This window comes from Palleronia sp. THAF1, assembly GCF_009363795.1.
GTDB lineage: Bacteria > Pseudomonadota > Alphaproteobacteria > Rhodobacterales > Rhodobacteraceae > Palleronia.
Map to the genome: position 1 here is coordinate 139069 of NZ_CP045420.1, position 26181 is coordinate 165249.

The 26181-nt window shown below is 59.0% G+C and carries 28 protein-coding genes and 3 pseudogenes; 11 read left to right on the plus strand and 20 right to left on the minus strand.

The annotated features are described in order from the left end of the window. The first annotated feature begins 215 nt into the window (after nucleotides 1-215). The 3 genes from FIU81_RS00675 to FIU81_RS16875 all read left to right on the plus strand — a co-directional run bounded on the left by FIU81_RS00675 (nucleotide 216) and on the right by FIU81_RS16875 (nucleotide 1976). Entirely contained in the window at nucleotides 216-788 is a 573-nt protein-coding gene (locus tag FIU81_RS00675) for a TetR/AcrR family transcriptional regulator (RefSeq protein WP_124109957.1), read from the plus strand. Between the two features lie 111 nt (nucleotides 789-899). Then, nucleotides 900-1262 carry a hypothetical protein gene (locus FIU81_RS16870; RefSeq protein ID WP_254695956.1) on the plus strand — a complete coding sequence of 121 codons (363 nt, stop codon included), beginning with the start codon at nucleotides 900-902 and terminating at the stop codon, nucleotides 1260-1262. Between the two features lie 21 nt (nucleotides 1263-1283). After that, complete coding sequence (locus tag FIU81_RS16875) at nucleotides 1284-1976, plus strand: hypothetical protein (protein WP_254695957.1); 693 nt, start codon at nucleotides 1284-1286, stop codon at nucleotides 1974-1976. 179 nt (nucleotides 1977-2155) lie between these two features. Here FIU81_RS16875 and FIU81_RS00685 read toward each other — a convergent pair whose 3' ends face one another. After that, nucleotides 2156-2854 (minus strand): SDR family oxidoreductase, encoded by a 699-nt coding sequence (locus tag FIU81_RS00685; RefSeq protein WP_124109956.1) that lies wholly within the window; start codon nucleotides 2852-2854, stop codon nucleotides 2156-2158. A gap of 620 nt (nucleotides 2855-3474) precedes the next feature. Between FIU81_RS00685 and FIU81_RS00690 the strand changes: the two genes are divergently transcribed. The 3 genes from FIU81_RS00690 (at nucleotide 3475) to FIU81_RS00700 (ending at nucleotide 6815) form a co-directional block, all read left to right on the plus strand. Continuing rightward, on the plus strand, nucleotides 3475-4905 hold the full coding sequence (locus FIU81_RS00690) for a sensor histidine kinase (protein ID WP_172971361.1): 1431 nt from the start codon (nucleotides 3475-3477) through the stop codon (nucleotides 4903-4905). Continuing rightward, a complete protein-coding gene (locus tag FIU81_RS00695; RefSeq protein ID WP_172971362.1) occupies nucleotides 4895-5299 on the plus strand; it encodes a response regulator in 405 nt (134 codons plus the stop codon). The genes FIU81_RS00690 and FIU81_RS00695 overlap by 11 nt, the downstream gene beginning before the upstream one ends. A 289-nt stretch (nucleotides 5300-5588) precedes the next feature. After that, complete coding sequence (locus FIU81_RS00700) at nucleotides 5589-6815, plus strand: GAF domain-containing sensor histidine kinase (protein ID WP_124109953.1); 1227 nt, start codon at nucleotides 5589-5591, stop codon at nucleotides 6813-6815. Nucleotides 6816-7307: 492 nt separating this feature from the next. On the opposite strand, the gene FIU81_RS00705 is transcribed toward FIU81_RS00700, so the two are convergent. From FIU81_RS00705 to FIU81_RS00715, 4 genes and pseudogenes are all read right to left on the minus strand, one after another. Further along, nucleotides 7308-7904: a hypothetical protein gene (locus FIU81_RS00705; RefSeq protein ID WP_124109952.1), complete on the minus strand. Its 597-nt coding sequence runs from the start codon at nucleotides 7902-7904 to the stop codon at nucleotides 7308-7310. A gap of 298 nt (nucleotides 7905-8202) precedes the next feature. After that, nucleotides 8203-8358 (minus strand): annotated as a pseudogene (locus FIU81_RS16880) (IS3 family transposase); the annotation flags it as partial. Nucleotides 8359-8383: 25 nt separating this feature from the next. Then, nucleotides 8384-9555 (minus strand): annotated as a pseudogene (locus tag FIU81_RS00710) (IS3 family transposase). A gap of 25 nt (nucleotides 9556-9580) precedes the next feature. Continuing rightward, a protein-coding gene (locus FIU81_RS00715; protein ID WP_152460894.1) for an IS5 family transposase occupies nucleotides 9581-10338 on the minus strand; the annotation gives its coding sequence in 2 pieces (ribosomal slippage) (nucleotides 9581-10014 and nucleotides 10014-10338; 759 coding nt in all). Nucleotides 10339-10491: 153 nt separating this feature from the next. On the opposite strand from FIU81_RS00715, the gene FIU81_RS17005 reads away from it, so the two are divergent. Then, nucleotides 10492-10614 (plus strand): hypothetical protein, encoded by a 123-nt coding sequence (locus tag FIU81_RS17005; RefSeq protein ID WP_256366150.1) that lies wholly within the window; start codon nucleotides 10492-10494, stop codon nucleotides 10612-10614. A 786-nt stretch (nucleotides 10615-11400) separates the two neighbouring features. Here FIU81_RS17005 and FIU81_RS00720 read toward each other — a convergent pair. The 3 genes from FIU81_RS00720 to FIU81_RS00730 form a co-directional block, all read right to left on the minus strand. Continuing rightward, nucleotides 11401-13662, minus strand: coding sequence for an AAA family ATPase (locus FIU81_RS00720; protein WP_124110922.1), 2262 nt, complete (start codon nucleotides 13660-13662; stop codon nucleotides 11401-11403). A gap of 87 nt (nucleotides 13663-13749) precedes the next feature. Beyond that, nucleotides 13750-14679, minus strand: a complete 930-nt coding sequence (locus FIU81_RS00725) for a GIY-YIG nuclease family protein (protein ID WP_124110921.1) — start codon at nucleotides 14677-14679, stop codon at nucleotides 13750-13752. 108 nt (nucleotides 14680-14787) lie between these two features. Further along, entirely contained in the window at nucleotides 14788-15294 is a 507-nt protein-coding gene (locus tag FIU81_RS00730) for a hypothetical protein (protein WP_124110920.1), read from the minus strand. A 170-nt stretch (nucleotides 15295-15464) separates the two neighbouring features. On the opposite strand from FIU81_RS00730, the gene FIU81_RS17115 reads away from it, so the two are divergent. After that, complete coding sequence (locus tag FIU81_RS17115) at nucleotides 15465-15566, plus strand: hypothetical protein (protein WP_413816230.1); 102 nt, start codon at nucleotides 15465-15467, stop codon at nucleotides 15564-15566. Between the two features lie 426 nt (nucleotides 15567-15992). On the opposite strand, the gene FIU81_RS00740 is transcribed toward FIU81_RS17115, so the two are convergent. Beyond that, a protein-coding gene (locus tag FIU81_RS00740; protein WP_124110918.1) for an IS3 family transposase occupies nucleotides 15993-17161 on the minus strand; the annotation gives its coding sequence in 2 pieces (ribosomal slippage) (nucleotides 15993-16897 and nucleotides 16897-17161; 1170 coding nt in all). Nucleotides 17162-17508: 347 nt separating this feature from the next. Here FIU81_RS00740 and FIU81_RS00745 point away from each other — a divergent pair. Both FIU81_RS00745 and FIU81_RS00750 read left to right on the plus strand, forming a co-directional pair. Continuing rightward, the gene (locus tag FIU81_RS00745) at nucleotides 17509-18378 is read left to right on the plus strand and encodes a tyrosine-type recombinase/integrase (protein WP_124109949.1); all 870 of its coding nucleotides are present in this window, start codon (nucleotides 17509-17511) and stop codon (nucleotides 18376-18378) included. Between the two features lie 11 nt (nucleotides 18379-18389). Then, nucleotides 18390-19592, plus strand: a pseudogene (locus FIU81_RS00750) (IS91 family transposase). A gap of 380 nt (nucleotides 19593-19972) precedes the next feature. On the opposite strand, the gene FIU81_RS16885 reads toward FIU81_RS00750, so the two are convergent. The 7 genes from FIU81_RS16885 to FIU81_RS00775 form a co-directional block, all read right to left on the minus strand. Next, nucleotides 19973-20155 carry an ion channel gene (locus FIU81_RS16885; RefSeq protein ID WP_254696031.1) on the minus strand — a complete coding sequence of 61 codons (183 nt, stop codon included), beginning with the start codon at nucleotides 20153-20155 and terminating at the stop codon, nucleotides 19973-19975. Continuing rightward, a complete protein-coding gene (locus tag FIU81_RS16890; RefSeq protein WP_254696070.1) occupies nucleotides 20128-20415 on the minus strand; it encodes a hypothetical protein in 288 nt (95 codons plus the stop codon). The genes FIU81_RS16885 and FIU81_RS16890 overlap by 28 nt, the downstream gene beginning before the upstream one ends. Then, nucleotides 20412-21506 carry a permease gene (locus tag FIU81_RS00760; protein ID WP_216644264.1) on the minus strand — a complete coding sequence of 365 codons (1095 nt, stop codon included), beginning with the start codon at nucleotides 21504-21506 and terminating at the stop codon, nucleotides 20412-20414. The genes FIU81_RS16890 and FIU81_RS00760 overlap by 4 nt, the downstream gene beginning before the upstream one ends. Nucleotides 21507-21702: 196 nt before the next feature. Beyond that, a complete protein-coding gene (locus FIU81_RS00765; protein WP_124111147.1) occupies nucleotides 21703-22479 on the minus strand; it encodes a DsbA family protein in 777 nt (258 codons plus the stop codon). Further along, the gene (locus tag FIU81_RS00770) at nucleotides 22479-23294 is read right to left on the minus strand and encodes a MauE/DoxX family redox-associated membrane protein (RefSeq protein ID WP_254695958.1); all 816 of its coding nucleotides are present in this window, start codon (nucleotides 23292-23294) and stop codon (nucleotides 22479-22481) included. The genes FIU81_RS00765 and FIU81_RS00770 overlap by 1 nt, the downstream gene beginning before the upstream one ends. 16 nt (nucleotides 23295-23310) lie before the next feature. After that, entirely contained in the window at nucleotides 23311-23433 is a 123-nt protein-coding gene (locus FIU81_RS17010) for a hypothetical protein (protein ID WP_256366151.1), read from the minus strand. 12 nt (nucleotides 23434-23445) lie between these two features. Next, nucleotides 23446-23901 (minus strand): DUF305 domain-containing protein, encoded by a 456-nt coding sequence (locus FIU81_RS00775; RefSeq protein ID WP_124111178.1) that lies wholly within the window; start codon nucleotides 23899-23901, stop codon nucleotides 23446-23448. 173 nt (nucleotides 23902-24074) lie between these two features. Between FIU81_RS00775 and FIU81_RS00780 the strand changes: the two genes are divergently transcribed. After that, nucleotides 24075-24347, plus strand: a complete 273-nt coding sequence (locus FIU81_RS00780) for a metal-sensitive transcriptional regulator (RefSeq protein WP_124111146.1) — start codon at nucleotides 24075-24077, stop codon at nucleotides 24345-24347. A 6-nt stretch (nucleotides 24348-24353) separates the two neighbouring features. Here the strand turns inward: FIU81_RS00780 and FIU81_RS00785 are convergent, their stop codons facing one another. From FIU81_RS00785 to FIU81_RS00800, 4 genes are all read right to left on the minus strand, one after another. Beyond that, nucleotides 24354-24758: a hypothetical protein gene (locus FIU81_RS00785; protein WP_124111145.1), complete on the minus strand. Its 405-nt coding sequence runs from the start codon at nucleotides 24756-24758 to the stop codon at nucleotides 24354-24356. Further along, nucleotides 24755-25102, minus strand: a complete 348-nt coding sequence (locus tag FIU81_RS00790) for a cytochrome c (protein ID WP_320414783.1) — start codon at nucleotides 25100-25102, stop codon at nucleotides 24755-24757. The genes FIU81_RS00785 and FIU81_RS00790 overlap by 4 nt, the downstream gene beginning before the upstream one ends. Nucleotides 25103-25221: 119 nt before the next feature. Beyond that, the gene (locus tag FIU81_RS00795) at nucleotides 25222-25716 is read right to left on the minus strand and encodes a DUF411 domain-containing protein (protein ID WP_124111143.1); all 495 of its coding nucleotides are present in this window, start codon (nucleotides 25714-25716) and stop codon (nucleotides 25222-25224) included. Between the two features lie 92 nt (nucleotides 25717-25808). Further along, nucleotides 25809-26123, minus strand: coding sequence for a hypothetical protein (locus FIU81_RS00800; RefSeq protein ID WP_124111142.1), 315 nt, complete (start codon nucleotides 26121-26123; stop codon nucleotides 25809-25811). Nucleotides 26124-26181: the final 58 nt, after the last annotated feature.

Genomic DNA, 26181 nt, shown 5'->3' on the forward strand with positions numbered 1-26181 from the left:
CGACAGACCGCACACCCATTCGCTCAATCCAGCCTCTGACCGCGAACATGCGGTGCTCAAGCGGTGAACGGAGATTGAGCCCCAGAGCCCTGCAGGTACGATGAACGCAGAGGAAGATCACAGCCTGACCATGGCAATTGAAGAATCTGTCAGGACACTGTCTGAGGTGTTTGCATAAGCTGGCAAACTGATGACGAACCGGACAAGGGCTTTCCATGCCTGATCAACAGAAGCGCCAAGCGCTCGGTCGGCCGGTCGGCTTCGACCGAGAGACGGTGCTCGAGATCGCCATGGAATTCCTCTGGAACGGTGGGTTCGAAGAAACGCCGGTGGGTGACTTGATTGACGCGATGGGTCTGAGCAGATCGAGCTTCTACGCGGCGTTCGGCTCGAAACGCGGGGTACTGATCGGCGCACTTCGCCTGTATTCGGCCCGGTGCATTGAGCTTTTGGTGGATATCAACCGGCGGGATGACGAGCGACGGATCAAACTACGAGACATGATCTTTGGCTTGGCCGTGGTCGGTGACGAACGCGGCTGCTTCATGGCCAACTGCATCAGCGGGCAAGCCCGTCACGATCCTGAGATCCGCCAAATCGCGGCCGAGCACAACGCGGCTGTCGAACATTTCCTGACGAACCTACTCTCCGATGACGGAAGCGGAAGCCGACCCGCGAGGGCGCGCGTCCTTATCTCGGCGGCCTACGGCGCGACCCTTCTGAGGGCGGCCGGAACACACCGGGCCGAGATCGAGGAGATGCTTGACGCTCTTGTCGATCGCGTCTGACCACAGGAACCTCTTTCCGAATGCCGAGTTCTGGATATGTGGAACGAAGGTTCCAGAATGTTTGGAGCGTGCAAGCTTGGTGTCGCAACAAGAGTTTCGGGAGGAAATCGAATGAAAGACCCCATCCCCTACAGCGACGATCTCGAAACGATCGGCAAGGATGAAGACGCGACGATCCGCGAGATGAACGAAACCTTCGATACGATCCTCGAACGTGTCGCCGAGGATGAGGGCCACGCCTATCGGTCGGTCCACGCCAAGAGCCATGGCTTGATCGCTGCACGTATTTCAATCCATGACAATCTGCCTCCCGAACTGGCCCAGGGAATTTTCACACGTCCCGGAACGCACGACGCCATTATGCGCGTTTCGACCAATCCCGGGGATCTGCTCGACGATGCGGTGTCGGTACCGCGTGGCCTGGCCCTGAAGGTGCTCAATGTGGAAGGCGAACGGCTTGACACGAAGTACTAGAGTTCTTCGCAGGATTTCGTGATGATCAATGGACCGGCCTTCAGCGCCGCCTCGGCCGAGGCGTTCGGCAAGACGCTGAAGATGCTGGCGGCAACGACCGACCGTGCCGAATGGGGCAAGAAGATCGCATCGAAGGCGCTTAGGGGGCTCGACAGGATGGTCGGCCCGTCCCCCACGCTGCAAACACTTGGTGGCGCGCCGAACACGCACCCCCTGGGCGAAACGTACTACACCCAGACCCCCTATCGGTACGGCGACTATGTGGCCAAGCTTCAACTCGTCCCGATCTCTGAAGGGTTGAAGGCGTTGACGGGACGAACGGTGGACACATCGAGCCGCCCTGACGCGCTGCGCGAGGAAATCGACGCGGCGATGCGCGATGGTCCGGCCGAATGGGAATTACGCGTGCAGCTTCTGCGCGACGCCGATGCCCAGCCGATAGAGGATGCGACGGTGGTCTGGGACGAAGACGAATTCCCCTTCGTCGCGGTTGCAACCGTCTTGGCAGAGGCCCAACCGGCTTGGACCGAGACACGCGCCGAGGCGGTCGATGACGGGATGCGGTTTGCCCCTTGGAACGGCGTCACCGCGCATCGGCCTATGGGGTCGATCAACAGGGCGCGTAACTCGCCCTACGATCATTCAGCGAAGTTCCGCGAGCGTTTCAACGGCTGCCCGATCCACGATCCCCGTGTGGCCGAGCTGCCGAGCTGACACTCCAGATCTGCGAAGTCGATTACTCCCGCCGCCGGCGAAGGGCGCAGATTAATTGCCTATCGCGTCCGCGACTCCCACGGCATCAAGTAATCGGCAGGTCGCGTGCCTGCCGTCAAGTGGGCGCGCGGACCGTCAGCTGTAAAAAGTTCGGATCGCTTTGCGCCGCGGGCATTGTCTCAGGTCGTCCACCCTCCTGAGATCGGGATAACCTGCCCCGCGAGGAAGTCGCTGGCCTCGGTGGCCAGCGCCAAAGCCAAGGCTGCCGCATCGGCCCCCACGCCAAGCCGGCTTGCCGGGATCTGGGAGACGAACTGTTCGCGGACGTCCTCGTTCGAAAGCATCTCGTCGGTGTAGTACATGTTGTTCTCGATATGCGCCGGACCGAGGGCGTTGAACTGCACACCCTTCGCCGCGACTTCGGCACCGACCGTCTGGACGAAGGCGTTCTGCGCGCCTCGGGCAGCAGAATAGATGTTCAACCCCGGGATCGCGCGCATCGGCGTGGCACTCGTGCAGCCCACGATTTTGCCGGCGCCACGTTCGATCATCTGCGGCAGCGTGGCGCGCACGAACCACAGGAGTGGCCAGACCAGCTCGTCGAGGTAGCTCTGGAAGTCCTCGTCCCGGAACCCGGTGACGTCTGTCAGCATGTTTGTCACCGGCATCAAACGATGCGGTCCGGCGAAGTTCGCAACGAGAACGTCGATCCGTCCAGACCGTTCGACAACATCGCGCACGGCGTCCGCATTCGCATAGTCCGTTTCGTCCGCGACGATTTCGGCACCCTCCTTCTTAAAGAGATCAACGATCGGGGGGCCAATGTAACGGTCGGCGTGGGTGACGAGAACCCGACGTCCCTCAAGGCGGCTGGTCATGTGGTGATCCTGTGATTGCTCGACGATCTTTAGGGCGAGAAACTACCACTTTTCGAAGGCTGCTGAAAGCGGACGCTTCCGTGTTCCAAGGAAAGGGGTAGTCAACTACAAAGGACGAGATCCGACTTGTCTTGATCTCGCGAGCACAGTGAAATGACCGGTTCGAAGGGCTGCCGTGTGGCAATAGCGGTCACGGAGAAGGGCAGCAGCGGGCCAGTCGCGACGGGCGCGCCCATTTTGCAACTGCGAACGTGGAAAAGATCGACGCGGTAAATTAGGGCTCGAAGCGGACTTGCGGCGGCGCAGCGGAACAAGCGCTCGGGCTGCGCCAGCGGCCTTCGCTCTCGGCCCAAACCCACTCTTGGCAGTAATATTCAATGTCGCGGCGCAGCGTCACCAGACCGGCCATTGATGCGAAATGCTTCGACACGAAGGCTTATGTTCGAGAGCTACTCACTATTGAACAGCTTTCGCGCAACCGACAGGCCCGTCTTGCACATCCGAAAGTCTGGTTGGTATCCTCCTCCAACTTATAGCCAGGCCTCGACGACCATCGTGCCATGAACTCGAATATGTGGGCTGTGCCTTTGGTGGAGCCGTGCTGCAAGGAAAGCGCTGTCATGGATGAAGTCAGGCAAATCGATCTGGGCATCTTCTTTGATGCCGCGCCAAATGCGCAGTTGGTGTTCACGCCAGACCTACGGATCGTCGCGGCGAACCGGTGCTATTGCAACATGCTGGGCCGCCGGCCCGAGGATCTGATCGGCATCCGGGTCTTTGAGGCGTTTCCAGCCAACCCCGACGATCCGGATGCCGATGCGGAAGCCGAGTTGCAGGCATCGACGGATGCCGTGGTCGCAACTGGCGAAGCACAGGAAATGCCGCTTCGACAGCATGATGTCTCGGAGACCGACGGCCGCTACGGCACGCGATACTGGCGCATCCTGAACTCTCCCGTCTTCGCCGACGCATCCGAACCGGACCGGGTCACTCACATAATCCATACAGCCGAGGACGTCACGCGTAGCGTTCTGGGGGAGCGCGCGGACGCCGCGAAGCGTCGGGCTGCCATGCGCGGGGCTGAGCTAAGTTACTTCGAGCTCGACCCGGCCTCAGGGTGGCTGACCCGCTCCCCAAAATTGGATGAGCTGTTCGGTTTCGAACCAGGCGAGACGGTCACAACGGTCCAGTCGTTTCTCGATCGGATACATCCCGACGACCATCAGGCGACCATTGCCGAGATCGAACGGGGGGGCCGCATCATTGGGTCCGACCTGCGTTTTGACTACCGCATCCTGCGGCCCGACGGGACCATGCGATGGGTGATTGGACGCGGCGAGTCCGTGCGGGATGCGGACACGCAGGATGTCAGTATCGTCGGCATCGTCCTCGACGTGACATTGATGCGCGAGCGCGAAGAGAACCTTCGCGAGGCGGTCGAAGCCCGCGACCTGCTGATCGCAGAGGTGAACCATCGGGTGAAAAACTCACTCCAAATGGTCACCAGCATCCTGAACCTCGAGGCGAATGCGACCGAGGATTCCGCTGCGCGCGCCTCACTTCGGGCAGCGACTGCGCGGGTGAACTCCATCGCGGCAATCCATGCCTCACTTTACGAAGATGACGACGTTCGAACAGTCCAGATCGACAAATATCTGGAGAGGCTGACGAGGCACCTTCGCGCCTCGCTCGAAAGCGAAGGATGGGGGGTGCGGATCACCCTCGAAGTCGAACCGATCCGGCTTCCAACGGACAAGGCTGTGACCCTGTCGCTGGTCGTGAACGAACTGGTGACCAACTCGTTCAAGCACGCCTTCGGCCAAAACGACGATGGCACTGTATCCGTCAGCTTGCGGCGGGACGACGGCAACACGATCATCCTTGAAGTTTCAGATGATGGAACGGGTTCAGGGCCTGATCGTTCTGATCAAAGCACTCCTTCTTCTGGCCTTGGGCAGCGTTTGATTGCGGGGATGGCTGCGCAATTGGGCGGGACGATCGAGGAAGAAAACACAAGTGGCTGGAAGACCCGCATCTCTTTTGTCGAATGATACTGGCATCGGACTTCGCGTCCTTATCGTCGAAGACAACATCTTTATCGCGCTGGATCTGGAGGCGCAGCTTGTCGAGTTGGGGCATGAGGTCGTCGGCATCGCCGCAACAGCGACCAAGGCAATTGATATGTCACGACAGTCCAGCCCGGATATTGCGATCGTCGACCTTCAACTCGCCAACGGAAGTAAAGGGCAAGATGCGGCCTTGGTGCTGCGCAGCGAGATGGAAATCCCATCGGTATTCGTCAGCGGAAGCTTGCACCAGGTGACCGATGCCGAGAAGGAAGCGATCCGTCCACTGGCGATGCTTTCGAAGCCTCTGTTGCCGAACGAGTTGCGACGCACTCTCGAAGATGCGGTAAACTCCGATCTGGTTGGGCAAAACCGATAGCCGGGAAGATTTCGGAACGACTATGGGCCGTTCGGCCATTGTCGTCAGCCACCCTGACCACATTGTTAGGCCACGAGTAGAAGGCACCCGACTTCATCTGCATTCCGAGTGCGTATGAGCTACAAGCGGCGCCCCCGACGCCATCTTCCCAGAAATCCATTGCTTCCTTCGGTGACATTGCCAACATTCTTCGCTGAATCTGATGTATCCCTCAATCGTCTTCGCTGCTCACCCAACGAAGGCTGCAAGAGGACCGAACCAGCCGGGGCCGAATGGGGACGATAAGAAGATGCACAACGCAATCACTCAAGATCATGCGGCCTTCTTGCGGGGAGAACATGACTTCCAGGCTGACATCGGCATACTTGCGAACAGCGATCTTGTCGGCACCATCCTGGAAACTGTCATGCTGGCCACGAATATGCGCTTCGCGGCCGTGGCCCGCGTGACATCGGATCGCTGGGTCGCGTGCCGCACAGTGGACGAGGTCAATTTTGGCTTGGCCGAAGGGGACGAGATAGAAATCGAGTCGACCTTCTGTCAGTCCGTCCGCGAAACATCGAACAAGGTTCTGTTCAACGACGCGGCAACTGACGAGCTCTATCGCGGCCATCCCATCGCCGCCCAGTTCGGCATCGTGAGCTACGCTTCGATCCCGATTCATCGCAGTGACGGAAGTTTTTTCGGCACGCTCTGCGCGATCGATACGGAGCCGCGCGACGTGAAGCAGCCACGCGCAGTGTCGATGCTGGAGATGTTTGCAAACATCATCGGCCGCAGCCTGGAAACCGAAGAACGGCTGGAAACCCAGGAACGGGTGGTGCAGCAAGAGCGCGAGCTGACTCGCATCCAAGAGGAATTCGTTGCTGTCCTCGGCCATGACCTCCGCAACCCGGTAGCGGCGCTCGATGCCGGCTTTCGGCATCTGGACAAGGAGCCGTTAACCGACAAAGCGCTCAAGCTCCTCCCCTTGATGCGATCATCACTGCGTCGCATGAATGATCTTATCGACAATATGATGCTGCACGCGAAGGCCCGGCTGGGAGGTGGAATCCGCATCTCAGCTACGCCGGACGCGCCGTTAGCCAGCGCTGTCACTCAAATCGTTGAGGAAATTCGTGCTGCATTCCCAGAGCAGGAGATTTCGCTCGAACTATCCTTCGACCAGCCAGTCAGTTGCGATGCCCCTCGCATCGCGCAGGCAATCTCGAATCTCTTGTCGAATGCCGTTCGTCACGGAACACCCGGCGCGCCCATACAGGTGGAGGGCCTGATCGGCGAGGGCGAGCTTGAAATCCGTGTCCGCAATCAAGGAAAGGCTATCCCCGAAAACCTGCGACAGGGCTTGTTCCACCCGTTCGAGCGTGGTGATCAGGCCTTGGGAGAGGGACTTGGGCTCGGCCTTTTCATCGCGTCGTCCATCGCCATCGCTCATAATGGTGAAATTGATGTGGAATGCGATAGCGGAATAACCACCTTTATCTTCAGAATACCAATGCTGATCTCAGCCGCTTGACGATCCCAAGCAGCGACGCAGCGAGATGGATAACAATAGTTGAAGGCAGCTCGGATCGAAGCGTGAATGCTTCACCGCCCTGCATGCAGCTGCGAAGAGAGGGGATCATTCGAGAATTTAGACTTTGGGTCTGTCATTTTGCAGATCCGCTCTCGATCTTGTTGATGACCCGCGTTCAGTCCGTCCTGGCCGTTCAGCCGATCGTCGTGTTCTGCCACCCGCCCTCACCGGCCATCGTGCCATCTTTTCTTAATGCAATCGAAAGACTGCTCTTTGGATCTGCTGCGTCAGCCATGCTGCAAGGCCGCATGTCTGCTTTCCGCCCTAGCTGTCGATCTTTCTGAAGGTTTAGCGAAGGGTGGTATACCGTCGTTCTTGCCGTCTTTTATCTTAGGCGACGAGCTTTAGATTCCCGCCCGCGTCCGTGGCCAAGCGAAGTGCTTACAGAGATTTGTCATGGCTTATATGTGTGAAACTGGTGGGCTCGCAGTTTCAGTTCCTCCCTGTTCGGCATAAGCCAATGCGCCCTCCCGCAACCAACACTAATCCTTCAGTGATATCAGTGGCTTGAGTTCTCCGCTTTTCGCGGTCGGTTGTCTGCCCGGTTGATAGTGAGAGAAGCGCCGCGAGGGCACCCTCCAGATGAATCGCAAGTCCGCCAGTGTCGGGATCCGGGACGAGCACGATTCTGTCGATCAAGCCGCGAAGAGCTGCCTTGGCCTCTAACATCCCATCCTTTCTCTGAAGCTGGTCGATCAACGCCCTGACCTTCTCTCGGTATCCTTCCGCCATCTTGGGGTGAATTCGGATCGGCGAAGCTACAGGTTCGCCTGCAAGCTTGGTCTCTAACTCGGTCCGTTTCGCGTCCAACGCGTTCATACGATCCTTGACCTGGTCCGCAGGTATGCCCGCAACAATGGCGTCCACGAGCTTCGCATGGTCGCGATTCGCCGCAGCCAGTTCTTTCTCCATTGTCGCGCGATTGTCGGCCGCTTCTGTCCGGAGACGGTTCCGTTCACGGGCGTACTCAGCACAGAAGACGCAAAGAGCTTCTTGATCTAAAAGGTCGTTCTGAAGGGCGTCGAGCACCAGTCGTTCAAGATCATTCTGTGAGACCGTCGCCCTGCTTGTGCAAACGGTCGGCCCCTTATTTCGTGCAGCCGAACATCCAAACGCGGTCTGGGAAACTTTCGAAAAGCCGCCTCCGCATTCCATCAGACCTGAGAACAGTGTTCGGGGACGCCGACCATCCCAGATTGGCACAATGGTGTCTTTCACCTTCATCGCACCCTGGCGGTGCCGGACTGCCTGCCACAAATCTTCTTCTACGATGCGAAGATGGGGAACGTGGGTGATCACCCAGTCGGCTTGAATAGCCCCGAGTTTCTTAGACGCCTTTGTGTCTCAGTTTCTGCTGCCGCTCGAAGTCGATAGGCGACAACATACCGTTTCGCGGGTGTATGCGCTTTGGGTTGTAGAATATCTCGATGTGGTCGAACACGTCCTGCCTTGCGTCTTTGCACGTGCGATTGGACCTGTCACGCTTTTGTGCCGCCCCAAGTGCTCGTTTAGGCCGCCTTTCGTTCGAAGGCGACGGGACTTTTCCAGCCCAGTGCTGAGTGGCGGCGACGTGGATTGTAGAAGCCGTTGATGTATTCGAAGATCGCAATTTCGGCTTGCCGCCTTGTTTCCCATGTCTCCCGCCAGATCAGCTCTGCTTTGATGGTTTTGAAGAACGTCTTTACTACTGCCCGGCAGAGTTTTGCTGCGCAAAATCCCGAGAGGGGGCGGCATTGTCATAACAATTACCCGTGCCGCTCATCGAGACTTGGAAGCCATGCTGGCGCAGGATCTTCTGATAGTCGTGAGAACAGTATTGGCTGCCGCGATCGGTGTTATGGATGCAGCCCGCGGGCGGTGTTGTGAATGCGATGGCCATGTTCAGCGCCCGAATTGCCAGGTCTCGCTTCATCCGATTGCTGTACCGCTGCCCGGCAGGGTCATGCACAGCATGATCCCGAGAGGGGGCCCAACCGATGACCCGCCGGGAATGCAGATTCAGGAACGAGCCTTTGTCCGCCATCGGTCCGAGGACAATGGCGAGTGCCAAATACAATCAGGCCTCTCGCGTCCAGATATAGCTGATGTCACCAGCCCATTTCTGGTTGGGGCGTTTGGCAGCGAAGTCTCGATCCAGCAAGTTCGGCGCGATGTTGAACTTGTGGTCGCTGTCCGTGGTCACTTTGTGTTTGCGTGTGCGCACAACCGATGTGCCGTTCTGGCGCATCAATCTGCCAACGCGGCGGTGGCCTATATCCAGTCCAATTCCCTTGAGCTCGTCGGTCATTCGTGGGCGACCATAGCTGCCCAGGCTGAGACGGGATTGCTCTTTGATGTGCGCCACCGTCACCATATCAGATCGCTGCCGGAAATGTGTCCCGGTGTTCTTCGACGAACCTAAACCTCACGGCTTTTGGCTCGCGAAGAACTGCGTTGCTTTTTCTAGGATGTCCCGCTCCTCCTTGAGGATGCGAACCGCGCGCCGAAGCTGGTCATTCTCTTGGGCCAGCCCCAAATCCTCTTTCGACACCACATCCGTGTCTCGATGAGCTGTGATCCATTTGTTCAGCGTCGACATCCCGACGCCCAGATCATCAGCCACCTGCTTACGCGTTAACCCGCTTGTCAGCGCTATGCGCACCGCATCCTTGCAAAATTCGTCCGTCCGTTTCAGTCCCATAGTCAGTCTCCCTTAGGCTCTGGACTCATAGCCAAAAGATGACGGCAGCGGCGAGGGCGATGGCTGAGAGGAAGACCGTGGGGCTTCTGTCGTAACGCGTGGCCACGCGTCTCCAGTCTTTCAGGCGACCGAACATGATCTCAATCCGGTTGCGCTTTCGGTAGCGGCGTTTGTCGTATTTGACCGGGGTGTCGCGTGACTTCCGGCCAAGGATGCAGGGCTTTATCTTCTTGTTGATAAGGTCTTCGCGGAACCAGTCCGCGTCGTATCCTCGGTCCCCCAAGAGCCAGTCGGCGTCCGGAAGACTGCTCAATAGAGCTCTGGCTCCAGTGTAATCGCTGGCCTGTCCCGCCGTCATGAAGAACCGGATAGGCCGCCCACACGCGTCCGTCACGGCGTGCAGCTTGGTGTTCATGCCGCCCTTCGTGCGTCCGATCAGGCGTCCACGCCCCCCTTTTTCGACCATAGACTCGAGGCCGTGCGATGCGCTTTCAGATACGTGGCGTCGATGGAGATCGTCTTGTTGTCGGGCGCCTCCGCCGCCAAGCCAGCCATGATCCGCGCGAACACGCCCATATCGCTCCACCGCTTCCAGCGGTTGTAGAGCGTCTTGTGGGGGCCATATTCACGCGGCGCATCTCGCCATCGCAAGCCATTGCGATTGATGAAGATAATGCCGCTCAGGACCCGTCGATCATCGACGCGGGGCACGCCATGGCTCTTGGGAAAGTAAGGCCGCAGCCGCTCCATCTGAGCCTCGCTCAGCCAGTATAGATCACTCATCACGCCCCCTTTGGTTCAGGGGCAGTGAATCACGCGGGCCGCAGAGCCTCAAGCAGATCAATGGGTCCTGACCCTAGGGCAGTGAATGCTATCAAAGGAGCGGCATCAAACCGCGACAGGTCCAATCCTGATACAGTCGCAATTGACGCATCCATGATGCGCGATGTTCGCCAGATCGGGCATTTTGGGACTGGTGACCTAGAAATCACGCTGAAAAACAAGAATGACATCTCAAAGATAGATACGCTCATCGCCGCTAGCTACGCAGCTTCATAGCCATACATGATGTATGGGTAGGTCGTGGGTAGAATTGACAAGCATCCGATTTCTTCAATGAAATCAATGTACGGTGGCGGAGACGAAGGGATTCATTTTGGGGTTTTGGATATCATTTAACACACTGACATCGAACGAAATAATTATAGTATCTTTGGTGGTAGAACCAGCCCGTGTAGGCAGTGCGACGGTGCATTGTAGGCAGTTTGTAGGTAGCCATGACGCCGAACTTCGCTTGCTCAACGCTTGGGCATGACCAACTCGGAAGATTGGTTTCGATTGCGGCTTCCGGTCGAAGTAAGGCCTCGTTGCAAGACGCCTGTCTGGGATCTGCTTCGCATTTCAGCAGCATGGTTTGGCGCATGTCCGAGCCCGCCTCTAGCCGAAGCCGCACCTTGAACTTCTCCGTCAACGAAACGTCGCTGTGTAAGCGTGAATCACTGGCGGCCTGACTTAATCCCGCGATGCCTAGGCGCGCGGCGCCATGAGAAAAGCAGGGTGTACAGACATTTAGCAGCGACGCCTCGATCCAAGCGGGTCGAAGATCAGGGTCCTGTTTAGCTCGCACTTCGGCGGACGATGGGCTTCTTCGCGAGCCGATTGAAGCTCGCGAGGTAAGACTGGCCGGAGCCAGACTTTATGACATTTTTACAAGGAAATTATAATATTATTATTTCCTTGATAGCACCTTAGTGCCAAGCTGGCCCATCAACCATCCACACAGAAGTGCGATCATATTGAATTGAGCCAATCTGGTCTGACCGGTCAATCGCTTAAGCTGCCGGATCAATGACTGCAGTGCGTATCCCGGCGCTTCTCTAAACTCGGTTCACTCAGTGGATCCGCATTGTCTGTCCGCTGTCGGGCAAAGGAGCGGTCCCATGCTTCCGCATCACCGTAAAAGTTGATCTCCCGCTTCTCGAGCACCTCTTTGGCCAGTTCTTCCAACTCTGTGCGCCTATCTCGTAAGAGCTCAATCGCTCGTTGTCCCGCCATCTGCAGTTCCCCTTCGATCTTCTCTCGAAGTTGCGGATGCAGCCGGTCGACAGTGTCGATCGCGGCATCGGGAACACGGAATAAGGTCCCATCGAAGCCCCACTGAGCAACGATGCGGGCGGCGAGCTGGGTTGCGCGGGCAAGATCGCTCTGAGCGCCGCCGCCGGACCCGTTGCTGACCTCTCCATAGATCACCTCTTCGGCAGCACGTCCGCCCATCAACACTGTGAGCCGTCGCCGCGCACTTTCAACGGTCACGATGTTCGGTTCGCGGTTCACGGTGAATCCACCATCCATTGCGATACAGATCCGCCGTGGAGGTAGTCCGACAGCACGCCCCACGATCGCATGACCGACCTCATGGACTGAGACACGTTCCAGGAAGTTTAGGTCTTCAACTGGTGTAATGTTTTCAACGGCGCTTTCGAGGTGGGTTCCGGACAGCTTTTCCCTTGACGCCCTTGCGAGGGATCTGGCGCGCTTTACAACGGCCTCCAGATCAGCGCCTGTCTTTCCCAAAAGACGCGCCGACAGGGACGCGATAACCGTGTCCGGAATGTGTGTGTCATCCAGATAGTACTTCAAGATTTTCGCGAGGCCGTTCAGGTCAGGAGGTAAGATCTCGATCTTAAGGTCCATCCGTCCAGAGCGTAGAAGTGCCGGATCGACCTTGTCCGGAAAGTTCGTTGCCGCAATAAACACCACACCTTCCATAGTTTTCAGTCGGTTCATCTGTGCCAATAAGCCGTTCACGGATTTCGCATTGTAGGAACTGCCGTGCTGACCATCGTCGCGGCGGGAGGGGAAACTGTCGATTTCGTCAACAAAGAGAATGCACGGTGCTTGCCTCTCGGCTGCATCGAAGCTTGAACGCATGCTCGCAAGCAGGCTGCCTAAATGTCCGGAACCTTGCGACTGCCAATCGGCATAGGAGCATTCGACGATCGGAACACCGAGCTCACCGGCCACGCCGCGTGCAAGTTGAGTCTTTCCGCAACCCGGTGCTCCGTGCAGCAAGAAGCTTTGCGGAATATCTGACCACCGAACATCGCCATCTCTCCAAGAACGAACGTCGGAAATTACCGCGTCAATAGGAGCTCTAGTCTCGGCAGGAAGGCCCTTGAGGTCATCCAAGGTCACCCTTCTCGTGCTACCCGTTTCAGAAAGCAGGGTTGCAAGCTCGGCCAAACGGTCAGCGCACTTCAAGGTCGATGGAGCACTAAAAGCTGCTGCCAGGGCAAGGTCCGGTAGACGCGAGAGATCATGGTTCGAGGGAAGGCGCGATCGGATTGCATCTTCTGCGACGGCATTTGTCCGGGAATGGCTCCCGCGAAAGATTGCGACCACCATATCGGCATCGAGAGGTGGAAGAGAAATGCGGGCACGCACGAACATTTGCGCCTCAGCTGTCAGATGACCTACCTCCCCAATTAAGACGCACGAATGTCCGGCCGCCAAGTCAGGCAAGATGGTGGCGGGCAAAGGCTTTTTCCGTCCATCCGCTGTCGGATGGTCGATGTTAGCGACCGCTTCTGGATCAAGTAAATGCAGGTCTGGATTGAGGGAGATGAGGCGGGGCAGGAGGCAGGTTTGTAGGATTAATTTCAACCGTCCAGCGACGGTGTTGTCCGTTTCTTCAAAGAGCAGGATTCCAACTGGTGCTGAAAGTGCGACGCGGGCGTCAAGCGACACAAGGCATTTCGCAGCCCGCGCTAAAACGGCAAGCCGATGGGTTTGATCGGGGATGAGTGGCAAGGCAGCTTCATCCGATGAGTCAGCGTAGGGATCGTCTCCGCCTTCAATCAGTTCGGCGATCTGCGTCGGCGTCAGGTCTTCGGCGCGGGATGTCCGGAGTTCGGGTCTGGCAAAAGCTGCAACCAGTCCTCTGGTTTTTGGTTGTTCGACCTCCGGAGGAAACCGACCCTCGCTGTAGAGATCCGTAGCCCACGCGTCGAGCTTGAGACCGTTTCCAGTTTCGTTTCCGGTACTCTGCGCCACAAGATCGCGGATCGCTTGAGTGGTGAGGTCGAGGTGATCGATGGGTTCTGTCATGTGTTCAGGCCTCCGGCAGCCCGATCGGTTAGAGGCCGATTGGGGAGTGCCGTTGAAGATTGAAAGAAAGAGACGGGATGGGCGGGGTCAGTTCAGGTCGTCGTCCGGATCTTCGGTGTCCGGAAAGCGCGCCGCTACAGCGTCCATCATCTGGAGAATGATCTCCCGCGCCTCCACGCGATAGATCTCTGTCCTTGTATTGATCCCGTCGCCGTACTTGTGCTTCGGAACGATCAGCTTGGCATGGGTCCGCTTCATCTGAGAATGAAGGGCCTTTTCCTCGACACAGGCAGTATGGCCCGTTGGCATCGGAATGACCCTGAGGATCTTGGTCCGAACACCCTTGGCAATCTTGAGCTGCTGCCGCAGGCGCCGACGTGGATTGTTACTGTATCCGAGCTTGATGACCTCACCGCTCGACAGCCCGATCCAGAACAAATAGATGGCGGACGGTTTGGAACTCCAGCTTTCTCCGCACCCGCTGCAATCGACATCCCCGTTTGACATGTTGCCGACGGAAACGTCTTGGCGCTGGCCACATCGGTGATTGTAGTTGCGGTAGCCTGGCTTTCCGGAGGTCGGCGGGCCGACGAGGTCCCATCCCTGGTTCTTTGCCTCACAGGTGTAACGTTCTTCGCGGCATTCGACGCATCCGACCTTGTGCTTGCCTTGGGCGGCAGCCTCGATGAGTCCGTATTGTCGACGTGAGATGTGACCGCACGGCAGCAAGAAGAGCCCGTATTTATGGTTGTCGATGGCCGCGCCGATGAGCGTCACACCAATCTTGTGCTCTGCGGCAAGACGGCGGGCCCGGATACAGTGCTTACACTCGATGCGGGTGTCGCGAACCACGCTCCGTCTTTTGCGAGAAACGGTACCGCAGCTTCGACACCGGACGACGACCCAGTTTTTGCCTTGGGTCCACAAGATCAGATCGAAACCGGAACGGTCAGCTTTGATGCGAAGCGAAGCGGGGAGGGGGGAGAGGTCGATGGAGATTTTTTCGCCATCGACCATGTAAACGTCTGTGTTTTTCTGAGCGAATGCAGGAAGTCCTTGAAAAGTATAGAGTTAAAACTGTCCGAAAAGTTCTCCGGACAGCAAAACGACGCGTCGCCGGGGGTTTTAGGCGGCCGAAACTTCGGGATCGACGGCGTCGGACTGGCAGGTGTCGGCTTCCACATCTCGGGCTTCAGTGATGATGAGGTGCAGCAAACAGCTCACGCTATTCAACTGCCGAGCCAAAACAACAGACCTGACATCGCGCCTTCGGGCGTTGCGCAACGCGGCGCGCGTCAGCGTCACGGGAATGATGAACCCATGGATTTCACCGAGGCTTTCACTCTGAAGGATATCATATAGATGCTCCGCGGCGAGGATGTGGTCTGCGCACAGATGAGGACGGAAAAGGAAGCGAGCCGTGCTATCCTGGCAGAGGATCCAAGCGCTTTCCGCGTCTCGAACAAGACCGGCCACCGCGGGATCAGAATAATTAGGCCCGATGAGACTTTCCGCGTCGAGAGCGCGGTGCAGCAGGTCGATCAGAGCGTCGAACGCGTCTGCATCCGCGTAAAAGTCGTAATCCGTGGTTCCGTGTTTGGTGCGAGAAGTGATAGTGGTCGAGGCAGTCATCGTTGATCTCCCTTTAGATCAGCTTTGGTTAGCAGGCGCAGGAGCAGCAACTCTTGCGTCTGCGGTAATATATGATTACAAGGTATCAAAAGTCAATGGGAGATACCATGAAATCTCGTGGAAGACCGAAGGTGGACAGCACGCCAATCATGTTGCGGGTTCATGAAGAGATGCTTCAAGCCATTGATGAGGCACGAAAAGGACAAGATGATCTACCGACAAGGCCAGAAATGATCAGGAGAATGATCATGGATTGGTTGAGTCGAAACTAGTCGCTGGGCGGGAGCATTGCTGTCTTATGATCGGCTTACAAAAGCTGGGGCAACGGGAACGGGAAGGGTACGCGGCGCTACAGCGCCATGGCTTTGGATAGCCTTGGCGGCGAACGCGTCCGAAGCAAAGGTCAGCGCCGAGAATTTGACGTCGATTCGCGAACTGACCGAACCGTCTTCCCTCTAGACCCTCCACAAAAACGAGGGCAGTGAAGCAGGTTTTGCTGATGCGCACCGCTTCGTCGCCACGGACGTGGACATTCGGCATTACGGGCGTGAACCGGTTACCTGCAGTGAAGACACAGACTTCTTCACCCTGCCTGATACTCAGATATACAGGCAGCAACTCGGTACACAGTCCGCCTGATCGACACGAAGGGCGGACAACCGACTGACCTGCCCCCATCGGGTAATCCGATTTAAGTCTTAGTGCATGATGGGGCGCGGTGCCAAGGCTGGTGCCGGCTGAGGTGGTGATCCGTTCCGCTTTGCCGACCAATGGATGGCCTCCGGCGCGGGCGGCCGATAGCCTAGGGATGAGTGGGGCCGCGCTGTATTGTAGTGGACGCGCCATGCCTCGATCACGACGCGTGCCTCTGCCAGCGAGTAGAAGATTTCACCATTCAGCAACTCGTCGCGGAGCTTCGAGTTGAAGCTCTCGCAGTAGCCGTTCTCCCAAGGACTGCCCGGTTCGATGAATGCCGTCTTCGCTCCCACGGCATTGATCCAATCTCGAACGGCTTTGGCGATGAACTCCGGCCCGTTATCCGAGCGAACATGACCGGGCACACCTCGCAAGATGAACAGGTCGGTCAGGACATCGATCACCGCAGTCGAGTTCAGCTTCCGGTCGATCCTGATGGCCAAGCACTCCCGGGTGAACTCGTCGATCACGTTGAGCATGCGGAACTTCCTTCCATCATGCGTCCGGCTCTCGACGAAGTCGTAGGACCAGACGTGGTTCGGCCGCTCCGGCCGCAGACGGATGCATGAACCGTCGTTGAGCCAGAGCCGACCCTTCCTTGGTTGCTTCTGGGGAACCTTCAGCCCCTCCCGTCGCCAGATCCGCTCGACGCGCTTGGCATTCACCGTCCATCCGGCCTCACGAAGAAGCGCTGTAATGCGACGATAGCCGTAGCGACCGTATTGCGTGGCGAGCGCGACGATGTCCGCGGTCAGCGCGTCTTCGTCGGCTCGCCCGCGCGGCACCTTGCGCTGCGTCGAACGATGCTGCCCCAGAACACGGCAGGCGAAGCGTTCCAAGACTTGGAACTTCTGCCTGATGTGATCGATGCAGCGACGGCGGCGGGCGGGGCTCAGAAGTTTCCCGAGGCAGCCTCACGAAGGATCAGCTTCTCGAGCGTCAGGTCCGAGACGGCTTTCCGCAGCCGTTCATTCTCCTTCTCAAGCTCCTTCAGCCGCTTCACCTGGTCGGTCTTCAAGCCGCCGTATTCCTTGCGCCACCGGTAATAGGTGAACTGCGTCACACCGATCGAGCGCACCGCTTCGGCCACCGGTCGGCCCTGCGATACCAGCACGTCGACCTGCCGAAGCTTTGCGACGATCTCTTCCGGCTTGTGTCTCTTCTGGGGCATTCCTGCATCCTCCAACTGGCTCGTAAGCCATACTTCAGGGAGGACCACTTTTCAGGGGGCAGACCACGACCTTCGCCGCAGGCGCGAGCGCCGCCGAGGCCAACCAACGAACCGGACATTAAGCCAAGCTGCGCTAAGCGTTACGGGGATGATCGACACGAAGGGCGGGAAGCGGTCATTCGCTGCGTCCCGTACCAACTACCGCACTGCGGGACAAGGACGAAACCGCTCTCGCGGTAGGGGCGCCTGTGGCGGCTGACGTGCGCTGATGCGGGCGGTACGATTTGGTGGATGGGCATGCCTGTCGGACGATTGGGACCTTCTCAATCCGATGACAGGAGGCTTCCATGTCCGATCAACACGTTCCCGCTCTGCGCCGGCGGTTTCTCGAAGATATGCGCATCAAGGGTCTGCAGCCGAAAACGCAGACCATGTATTTGCGGGCGATGCGCGACTTCACCCGGTTCTTGGGCCGCTCGCCCGACACGGCGACGCCTGAGGACCTGCGGGCGTTCCAGCTGGACATGTCCGAGAACGGCACCGGCTCGGCGACGTTCAACAACCGGCTGAGCGTACTGGGCTTCTTCTCGGTGACCTGCGCGCGCGAAGAGATGAAGCGCCACATGCGGTATCAGCGTCTGGCGAAGAAGATTCCGGTGGTGCTCAGCGCCGCGGAGGTCACGCGGATCCTCGACGTCGCCCCGGGACCCGGCCTGAAGTACCGTGCCGCGTTCAGCGTCGCTTATGGCGGCGGGCTGCGGGCCAGCGAAGTGACCCATCTGCGCGTGCCCGATATCGACAGCGACCGGATGCTGATCCGCGTCGATCAGGGCAAGGGCCGCAAGGACCGCCACGTGATGCTGTCGCCAAGCCTGCTGACGCTGCTGCGCGACTACTACTGGGAAGCCCGACCCGCGGGTTGGCTCTTTCCCGGCCGCAACCGGATCGATCCCATCTCGACCCGGCAGTTCAACCGGGCCTTCGGGGCGGCCTGCGACTTCGCCGAGATCAGGAAGAGGGTCTCGCCGCACACGTTGCGGCACAGCTTTGCGACCCATCTGCTCGAGGGTGGGACCGACATCCGAGTGATCCAGGTTCTGCTGGGACATGCCAAGCTGGAGACCACGACGATCTATACAAAGGTAGCGACCAAGGCGATCCAGAGTGTGACCAGCCCGCTCGATCTGCTGGTGCGACGGGAGGCCGGTCCAGATTAAGCGCGGCATCCGTGGCGCATCCCGGACTGGAGGTCGCGGATATCTTCCGCACCCATGGGTCTGCCTATCGCCATGAGAACGCCGGGCATCTGAACCTGCCGCAGCTGAAGGTGATGTCCGCGATCGAGAACTGCCGGACCTCCGCACTTGGCGGGCACGTGTTGGCATGCGCCAAGTGCGGCCATCAGCACGTCGCCTACAACTCTTGCCGCAACCGGCACTGCCCGAAGTGCCAAGGGGCCGCATCGCGGGAGTGGATGGCAGCGCGTATCGAGGACCTGTTGCCGGTCGAATACTTCCATGCGGTCTTCACCCTGCCGACCCAGGTCGCTGACATCGCCTTCCAGAACAAAGCGGTGGTTTAAGGTTTGCTGTTCAAGGCGTCGTCCCAGACGCTTTTGACCATTGCCGCCGATCCGAAGCATCTCGGCGCCCGGATCGGCCTGACCAGCGTGCTCCACACCTGGGGATCGGCGATGACCCACCATCCGCACGTCCACGTCGTCGTCCCGGGTGGCGGTCTGTCGCCGGACGGCACTCGGTGGATCGCCTGCCGCCCGGGGTTCTTCCTGCCCGTGAAGGTCCTGTCGAGGCTGTTCCGACGCCTGTTCCTCGAAGGATTGGTCAGGCTGCACGAGGCGGGCGATCTGGCGTTCTTCGGCGATCTGTCGGAGCTGGCCGACACCGGCGCCTTCGCGGCCCATCTCGCACCGCTGCGCAAGGCCGACTGGGTCGTCTACGCCAAGCCGCCCTTCGGCGGCCCCGAGGCAGTCCTGGCCTATCTCAGCCGGTACACCCACCGGGTCGCGATCTCGAACCACCGTCTTATCAGCGCAGATGCCGGCACCGTGACCTTCCGGTGGAAAGACTACCGCATCAAACGCGGGGAACGACTGAAGGTCATGCGCCTGCCCACGTTCGAGTTCATCCGCCGGTTCCTGGTCCACGTCCTGCCGTCCGGCTTCCACCGAATCCGTCACACCGGCTTCCTCGCCAACGGTGTCCGTCGCGGCAGGATTGAGGCGATCAGGCGTCTTATAGACACGGAGCGAAAGCCGGATCAGACGACCGGCGAAGACGGAGGCGCCGATGCCCATGCGCGAGACCCGCTCCGGACATGCTCCAAATGCGGCAGTGCGATGCGCGTCGTCGAGACCTTCATCCGCGGCCAGATCCCGCAGTCCCGTGCGCCGCCGTGGGAGGATGCCGCATGATCCACCCGTCACACCCAGCGCTGCGATCCCGAGGCGTCGGACCCATTACCGTGGCCGATCCGTCAGAACCTGCCCCGCGACGAGACAATGCTGGCAGAAATGCACCCCGATCCGCGAAACCCAATCAGAAAGATCGAAGGACCTGCTCCGCTCGCTCCAATGGAACTCGTAGCTCGGCCCGTCCACCGACGAAGACCTGAGCCACAATTCCCATAGCACCGAAATCCGCCCGCGCTTTCCTCCTTGTCAGGTTTATCGCCGCTGAATGGTGAGCATCCAGCAGCCACAAACCTTAGACAAAACGCTCATTCAATTTCGTCGCACCAATGTCGGCTTTCAAATTTCGCCGACGGCGATTTCGCCTGATTCTTTCTTGTCGATCATTCATGCAGATTAGGGCTTTGGCCATAAATTATCTTCAACAAGAAAGATCCTGAACCGGTGATGACAAGAAATCCAAGCATCGCTTCCATCGCGGTCAAAAGTCGAAGATGTCCTGTAGGGAGGAGATCGCCCCTTCCGAGCGTCGTGTAATTCACAAAAGAGAAATAGAACCTGTCCATGAAAGAGAGCGATACACCAGGATCGCCTGTCTGTTCGAGATTCCCAAGACCGAGATTGCTTCGCCGAGCTGGAACGAAACTGCGAACATTGCGGCCACGAACAGATGCGACACGACGATGATTTGCACCGAAAACAGGAAACAACGCACCGGATGTAGTTCGGGGCTGATCCTCCGGGCGCATTCACGCAATGCTGCGAAATGTAAAAGCGCTCCAACTGTGACAAGCAGGGTGCCGAGCGCAAGCGCGAGGAATATCATACCACGAACAGACCGATAGCGAGCCACGTGTAGGATAGCAGGGCCAGCCCGAAGAGTAGCTTCTCAAGAAAGCCTTTTCCTAGGGAGGTTTCGAATCCCGACCGCTTTATCTTCCAACCGACAAAAACGGCCGAGACCGCGACGAAGGCCGTGTTGAGCCAGAAAGTATAGTCGATCTTGAAGAACTCACGGTCCGTGACGGCTTGCACCTGATCGGCGGAGGGCAGCATCCCCAGCGCCGCAAAGCCGTAATGCAGAAGCAGGGCGGTGACGACCAGGACCACGAGGAAGACCCCGAGGATGTAGATCGCCATCTTCCAGCCGTAGTATTTCGCGTTCACCCGCAGGACAGGGATCACCACCAGATCGGAAAAGATGAACGCCATGATCCCGGCGAAGGCCACCCCGTTGCCATAGAGAACGGCGGCCAGCGGAATGTTTCCCATCGACCCGATGAAGGTGAAGAAGGCCGCGACCGGCCCGACAAGCGCCTGCGCCGCCAGTTCCAGGAAATTCGGATCGTCCCCGCCGATGAACAACCATTCGAAGAACGCTCTCGGCACGAAGGCGGCGATGATGCCCGCTACGGTGAAGCCGACGGTGACGTTCTTCCAGACCATCTGCCATTCCATGAAATAGCGCGTGGCGACCGCGCCCCATGTCTCGACCGAGCGCAGCTTTGCGCCGATGCGCCTGTCGTCATCGGAGCCTGACTCTTCGGCTTCCTGGCTTTCACGCGCGTTCTCGCGCGCCTCGTCGATAGGGGCCACGCGGCCTGTCAGGCGGATCACGAGCCACATCAGCAAGATCAACAGGACGCCGCCGACATACTCTCCGACGACGAACTGCCAGCCCAGAAAGATCGCGATGATGATCCCCAACTCGACGACCAAGTTCGTGGATGCCAATAGGAACGCCATCGACGGGACCAGACCGGCGCCCTTGGCGAAGAGGGCGCGCGCGCCCGACAAGGCCGCGAAGCTGCAAGACAAGCTGACGAAACCGAAGAAAGAGCCGAGCGCGACCGCCTTGGGGCCGTCCGTGCCCATGGTGTCCTGCATTTGTTGCCGGGTGACGAAGACCTGGATCATGGCCGAGATCAGTTAGCCAAGGCCGAAAGCCCAGAACGCCGTCCAGAAAAGCCCGAGGGTCGTTACAGCAGCCTGATGCCAGGTTTGAAGAAATGTGCCGTCCATCGGATATCCATTTTCTTCGGAACCTCGTTCCGATTGTTCAGTGTTCAAAAGGCGGGAGGTGTCTGTCGCCGTCGCGGGTCTGCCGATGGCGTCATGCGCTCAGACAGGGCTTGTTGGCCTCCAACGTTACGAGCTGACGTAAGGTGTTCGTCGGGACTGAGCCCATGAAAACGGTTCTGCCGATGGCGAAGGCCGGTGTGCCGAAAAAACCGAACACATCGGCGATGGCGGCCGTCATCCGCAGCCGTCTGTCGATCGCGTCCGATCGCATGTCCGCGAGCAGGCGATCCTGATCCAGCCCAAGATCATCGGCGATCGCCGCGATATACCGCTCGTCGGTGACGGCAGGGCTTCGGATCAGCCGCGCGTGCATATCTCGATATGCCCCCTGCAGATCGGCGGCAAGGACAGCCCGGCTGGCGGTTTCCGAGGCGGCTCCGAGGATCGGCAACTGGTGACGGACGATGTAAAACGTTCCTGCATCGCTCTCTTCCAGTTCGGCAAGCCGGTCATCCATGATCCGGCAGATCGGACAGGCGAAATCCGAAAACATCGCGATCGGCACGGCATCGCCCTGATTGCGTCCGAAGAACGCCGTACAGGGATCGCCCCGAACCATCTGTTTCAGTTCGGTGCCGGCCTCATTCTCCGGCTTGCCAACATCAAGACCCGCGAAGATCGCCGCACCGGATGTGGCCGAGCCGGTTCCACGGAGCCTCCTGAAGGGCGGAAGGTCGGGAATATCCTCGAAGACGAAGTCCGGCCTGCCAAGGGACGCCAGATGGGGCGCGCCCTTTACCCAACCGAAAACGGCGAGGGCACCGCCAGCGAGCAAAGCCCTGCGCTTCCAGACGGTCGTCAATGCCATCAACCGGCGAACCACGTGCCGAGCATCCAGATACCCATGCCAAACATGATGACGTTCTCGGACAGCGAAATCGCACCCAGAGGCACATTCGAGCCGCCGCCGACGCAGGCACAGGTCAGTTCGCGCTTGTCGATATAGACCGCCTTGAACACGCTCCAGCCGCCGATGGCACCGATGAAAATACCGACTGGGGCGACGAGCCAGATCAGCGCGCTACCGGTGCCGATCAGGGCCATCATACCGACACCGGCGTAAAGCTCCGCAAAGGGATAGGCGTAGCCGTATGGGACGTATCGTTGGGCCAGCAGATCATAGCCGAGGAAGCCGTTAACGAAGCCCTCGACGTCCTGCAATTTCTGGATGGCGAGCGCGACCATCGACGTGGCGAAGAACCACTTGAGCCAGGTCAGGATCGGGAAGCCGTCGTAGAGGTTCAGCACGATCGCCAGTGCCATGAGCGCCGTGCTGGCAAAGATCGCGATGACCGGGGTGTAGGTCGTGTCGCCCTTGCCGAGAACGCGGTAGCCGAAATGCTTCTTCAGATCGGAGTAGCCACCGACCCGTTCGCCGTCGATGAAGGCCTGCGGCGTTGTCTTGACGTCGTGGGCCTGCATGAATGCATCGACGTCGTCGCGGCTTTCCAGCAGGTTGTCATCGACCTCGTATCCCTTGCGCTGCAACATCGAGAGAGATTTGAGGCCGAAGGGGCAAAGATGCCCGGGCATCGCCATGCGGTAGAGCGAGGCGGTTTTCGCGGCACCTTTGCTTTTTTCGCGGGCAATGTCGGGGCTGTCGATCATGTCGGTTGCGGTCATTTTCTGTCCTTTCCAATCAGCGTGAGTTGCGAACGAAGTAGACGATTCCGGCGATCAGAAAGATGACGACGAGCAGGGCAATCAGCCCCATGCCGCCCATCATCCAGCCTGCGCCGTCGTGCATTTCGCCATTCATCATTTGTCAGCTTCCTTATTCTGCTCGAGGCGTACCTGCGGGCGCATCCCCGCCTGCCTCGATATCCGCGATGTATCGCTTCATTTCCGCGATCTCGCCGCGCTGCGCCTCGATAATCGCATCGGCCAGCTCACGGACGCGTGGGTCGGATATGTTCGCCCGTTCGCTGGTCAGGATCGCGATGGAATGGTGCGGAATCATCGCCTTCATCCAGGCGATGTCGCCCACTGTGTCCTGCGATCGTACGAGGTAGACACCGGCGGCAAAGGCGATGGCTGCGCCTACGAAGATCGCGATGTTGGTTTTCCGGTTGGAATACATGCCGAGCATGAAGGCGAGCATGATGATCGCCATCATTCCACCCATGTAGAGGGCCATCCAGGCCCTCGTCTGCGAAAAGAAGACGTGATCGAGCGCGTAGGTGTTGAGATACATCAGGCCATACATCACCACTGTCGAGGTGCCGATCATGGCGAGGAACCGGCCATAGCCGCTGCCCTTGCCTGTTTTGCTATCGTGATGCGAACCGTGTGAAACCATTGTAGTGTCGCCCCGACGTGCCATTGTTTGTCTCTTCAATATACCCATATGGGGTATACAACCGGAATGTCAGCCCATTGGTTCCGAAAAAGGAGCGCCGCCTCATGAAGGCCAACAAGGACAAGACACTGGACCGCCTGTCGCGGCTCGAAGGACAGGTGCGCGGTGTCGCCAAGATGGTCGAGAGCGACCGCTACTGCATGGACATCCTGGCACAGACGGCAGCGATCCGGTCGGCGGTGCTGGGCGTCGAGAAGCTGGTTCTGGAGAACCACGCCGCACATTGTGTCGAATCCGCGATTGCGAGCGGCGATCCCGAAGAACAGCGCGCCAAGTATGACGAGCTGATCGGGCTTTTGCAGAAAGCATCTCGCTAGGCATTTTCAATCGAGCGCCTGCCCACGCTGGAGTATCGCGGCCAGGGCCAGTGCCAGCAGTACGTCGATCCCGAGACAGAACGGTCCCCACCAATCCGGCGCGGGGTTCGCTATGACCGATCCGGCAAATACGTCGAATATTCCGTGCCCGAGCAGCGCGGCGACCAGAAGCCAGGACGAGGTGCGGGCACCGATGATCGCCAGTGCCGCAAAGCCCGCAGCCAGACCGGTATGGACGACGATTTCCAGCGTGTTGCCCGACTGGATCGCGAAGACCACATAGAAGGACGCGATAGCCACCATAGCCGTGGCCCAAGTTCCGCGCTGGTTCATCACCCTGCCGATTGCCATGAGCGCCACTGTGGCACCGCCGAGACCTATTCCGGCCAGAAGGGGCACCCAAAAGATCATTCTGGACGGTTCCGCTCCATAACATCATGCCGGTCACGGATGTCCCGCGGCCAGGTCGATTTGATGTAGCTGAGGACGGCGATGATCTCGTCATCCGTCAGAACATCCTCATATATGGGCATGTTGGATTCGTAGTCGGGATCGCCGATCAGAGCGCCGGCCCCGTATTTGGTTAGACGAAACAGTGTGTCGCCGTCATGGTGCCACGTATGCCCCGTTGCATTGTGGGGCGGTGCGGGAAGCCGCCCGTCCGCCCCGGGCGCGCGCCAGTTCGGCTGACCTTCGAGGTTCGCACCGTGGCAGGCCGCGCAGTTATCAGCGTAAACCTCCTGCCCACGGGCCACCACGTCCGGGTCTAAGGGATAGAGTGTGGTTCCGGCCGGTGCGGACGTTCCCCACGAAAAGGCGAGGACAGCGGCTCCCGCAAGAACTGCTGCCCCGATGCCAAGTGCCACAGCCCGGTTCACAGACCTGCCTGATAGAAGACCTCGCCTTCACCGGCATCGCCGCCAAAGGCCATCACGTCATAGCGCGCGGTTGGATCGTTCCCCATGCCGGGGGAGCCGCCGGGCATTCCAGGCACCGCGATCCCGGTGATCTCCGGGCGTTCTTCGAGCAGCTTGGCAAGGGCCGCGAACGGGACGTGGCCCTCGACCACGTAGCCGTCGATCATGGCGGTATGGCAGGCCCACATCGTTCCGGGCACATCGTTTTTCAGCTTCACGCTGGTCACATCACGGGTATCCGTGACCTCGATGTCGTAGCCTTCCTCGCGAGCCAGCGCGACCCAGGCGCCGCAGCAGCCGCAGGTCGGGCTTTTGGTCACGTGCATCGTGCCGTGATCGGCCATGCCAGCATAGCTGTCCGCATGGGCCATCCCGACAGCGCCAAATGAGGCGAGGCCAAGCGCAAGTGCTGCGGCAGGAGCCAAGGCGAGTAGTGTCTTGATCGGTTTCATGTCTTTTCCTCTCGACAGGAATACGCAAGGGCGAAGCCCGTTCAGGTGTGAATGCAGATTTGGAAGCCGCGCCCCGGAGCACGCGAAACGCATTACACAGCGCGGGGCGGGTCGAGAGGACCGGAAGGCTCGATACCCGTCAGCAACGGGACGGCACCCATTTGCAGGTCCTCCCAGGCGGTCGGGGCCACATCATTCAGGTCTGCACCGGGAAGCAACGCTGGAAGAACATGGCAGGTGGGAGAGCGCTCGCTGCTTTCCGAACAACAGATAGGCTGATCGTCGGTCGCTTTATCCATCGTCATATGGCTATGCTCAACAACAGCCGCATGGCCCGCGTCCATTACCCCGAAAACCGAAGCGGACAGCGTTACCACGACGACGAGAAGAAGCCGGACCAAACCCATGTTCTATACCTAGATGGGGTATGCGGATCTTTGCAAGCCAAAGCTGCGTTACATCCTG

Excerpts from the sequence above, each read along its gene's own strand:
- FIU81_RS00675 (WP_124109957.1), top strand. The coding sequence starts at position 216 with ATGCCTGATCAACAGAAGCGCCAAGCGCTCGGTCGGCCGGTCGGCTTC.
- FIU81_RS16870 (WP_254695956.1), top strand. The coding sequence starts at position 900 with ATGAAAGACCCCATCCCCTACAGCGACGATCTCGAAACGATCGGCAAG.
- FIU81_RS16875 (WP_254695957.1), top strand. The coding sequence starts at position 1,284 with ATGATCAATGGACCGGCCTTCAGCGCCGCCTCGGCCGAGGCGTTCGGC.
- FIU81_RS00685 (WP_124109956.1), bottom strand. The coding sequence starts at position 2,854 with ATGACCAGCCGCCTTGAGGGACGTCGGGTTCTCGTCACCCACGCCGAC.
- FIU81_RS00690 (WP_172971361.1), top strand. The coding sequence starts at position 3,475 with ATGGATGAAGTCAGGCAAATCGATCTGGGCATCTTCTTTGATGCCGCG.
- FIU81_RS00700 (WP_124109953.1), top strand. The coding sequence starts at position 5,589 with ATGCACAACGCAATCACTCAAGATCATGCGGCCTTCTTGCGGGGAGAA.
- FIU81_RS17005 (WP_256366150.1), top strand. The coding sequence starts at position 10,492 with ATGATGCGCGATGTTCGCCAGATCGGGCATTTTGGGACTGGTGACCTA.
- FIU81_RS00720 (WP_124110922.1), bottom strand. The coding sequence starts at position 13,662 with ATGACAGAACCCATCGATCACCTCGACCTCACCACTCAAGCGATCCGC.
- FIU81_RS00725 (WP_124110921.1), bottom strand. The coding sequence starts at position 14,679 with ATGGTCGATGGCGAAAAAATCTCCATCGACCTCTCCCCCCTCCCCGCT.
- FIU81_RS00730 (WP_124110920.1), bottom strand. The coding sequence starts at position 15,294 with ATGACTGCCTCGACCACTATCACTTCTCGCACCAAACACGGAACCACG.
- FIU81_RS17115 (WP_413816230.1), top strand. The coding sequence starts at position 15,465 with ATGCTTCAAGCCATTGATGAGGCACGAAAAGGACAAGATGATCTACCG.
- FIU81_RS00745 (WP_124109949.1), top strand. The coding sequence starts at position 17,509 with ATGTCCGATCAACACGTTCCCGCTCTGCGCCGGCGGTTTCTCGAAGAT.
- FIU81_RS16885 (WP_254696031.1), bottom strand. The coding sequence starts at position 20,155 with ATGGACAGGTTCTATTTCTCTTTTGTGAATTACACGACGCTCGGAAGG.
- FIU81_RS16890 (WP_254696070.1), bottom strand. The coding sequence starts at position 20,415 with ATGATATTCCTCGCGCTTGCGCTCGGCACCCTGCTTGTCACAGTTGGA.
- FIU81_RS00760 (WP_216644264.1), bottom strand. The coding sequence starts at position 21,506 with ATGATCCAGGTCTTCGTCACCCGGCAACAAATGCAGGACACCATGGGC.
- FIU81_RS00765 (WP_124111147.1), bottom strand. The coding sequence starts at position 22,479 with ATGGCATTGACGACCGTCTGGAAGCGCAGGGCTTTGCTCGCTGGCGGT.
- FIU81_RS00770 (WP_254695958.1), bottom strand. The coding sequence starts at position 23,294 with ATGACCGCAACCGACATGATCGACAGCCCCGACATTGCCCGCGAAAAA.
- FIU81_RS17010 (WP_256366151.1), bottom strand. The coding sequence starts at position 23,433 with ATGATGAATGGCGAAATGCACGACGGCGCAGGCTGGATGATGGGCGGC.
- FIU81_RS00775 (WP_124111178.1), bottom strand. The coding sequence starts at position 23,901 with ATGATCGGCACCTCGACAGTGGTGATGTATGGCCTGATGTATCTCAAC.
- FIU81_RS00780 (WP_124111146.1), top strand. The coding sequence starts at position 24,075 with ATGAAGGCCAACAAGGACAAGACACTGGACCGCCTGTCGCGGCTCGAA.
- FIU81_RS00785 (WP_124111145.1), bottom strand. The coding sequence starts at position 24,758 with ATGATCTTTTGGGTGCCCCTTCTGGCCGGAATAGGTCTCGGCGGTGCC.
- FIU81_RS00795 (WP_124111143.1), bottom strand. The coding sequence starts at position 25,716 with ATGAAACCGATCAAGACACTACTCGCCTTGGCTCCTGCCGCAGCACTT.
- FIU81_RS00800 (WP_124111142.1), bottom strand. The coding sequence starts at position 26,123 with ATGGGTTTGGTCCGGCTTCTTCTCGTCGTCGTGGTAACGCTGTCCGCT.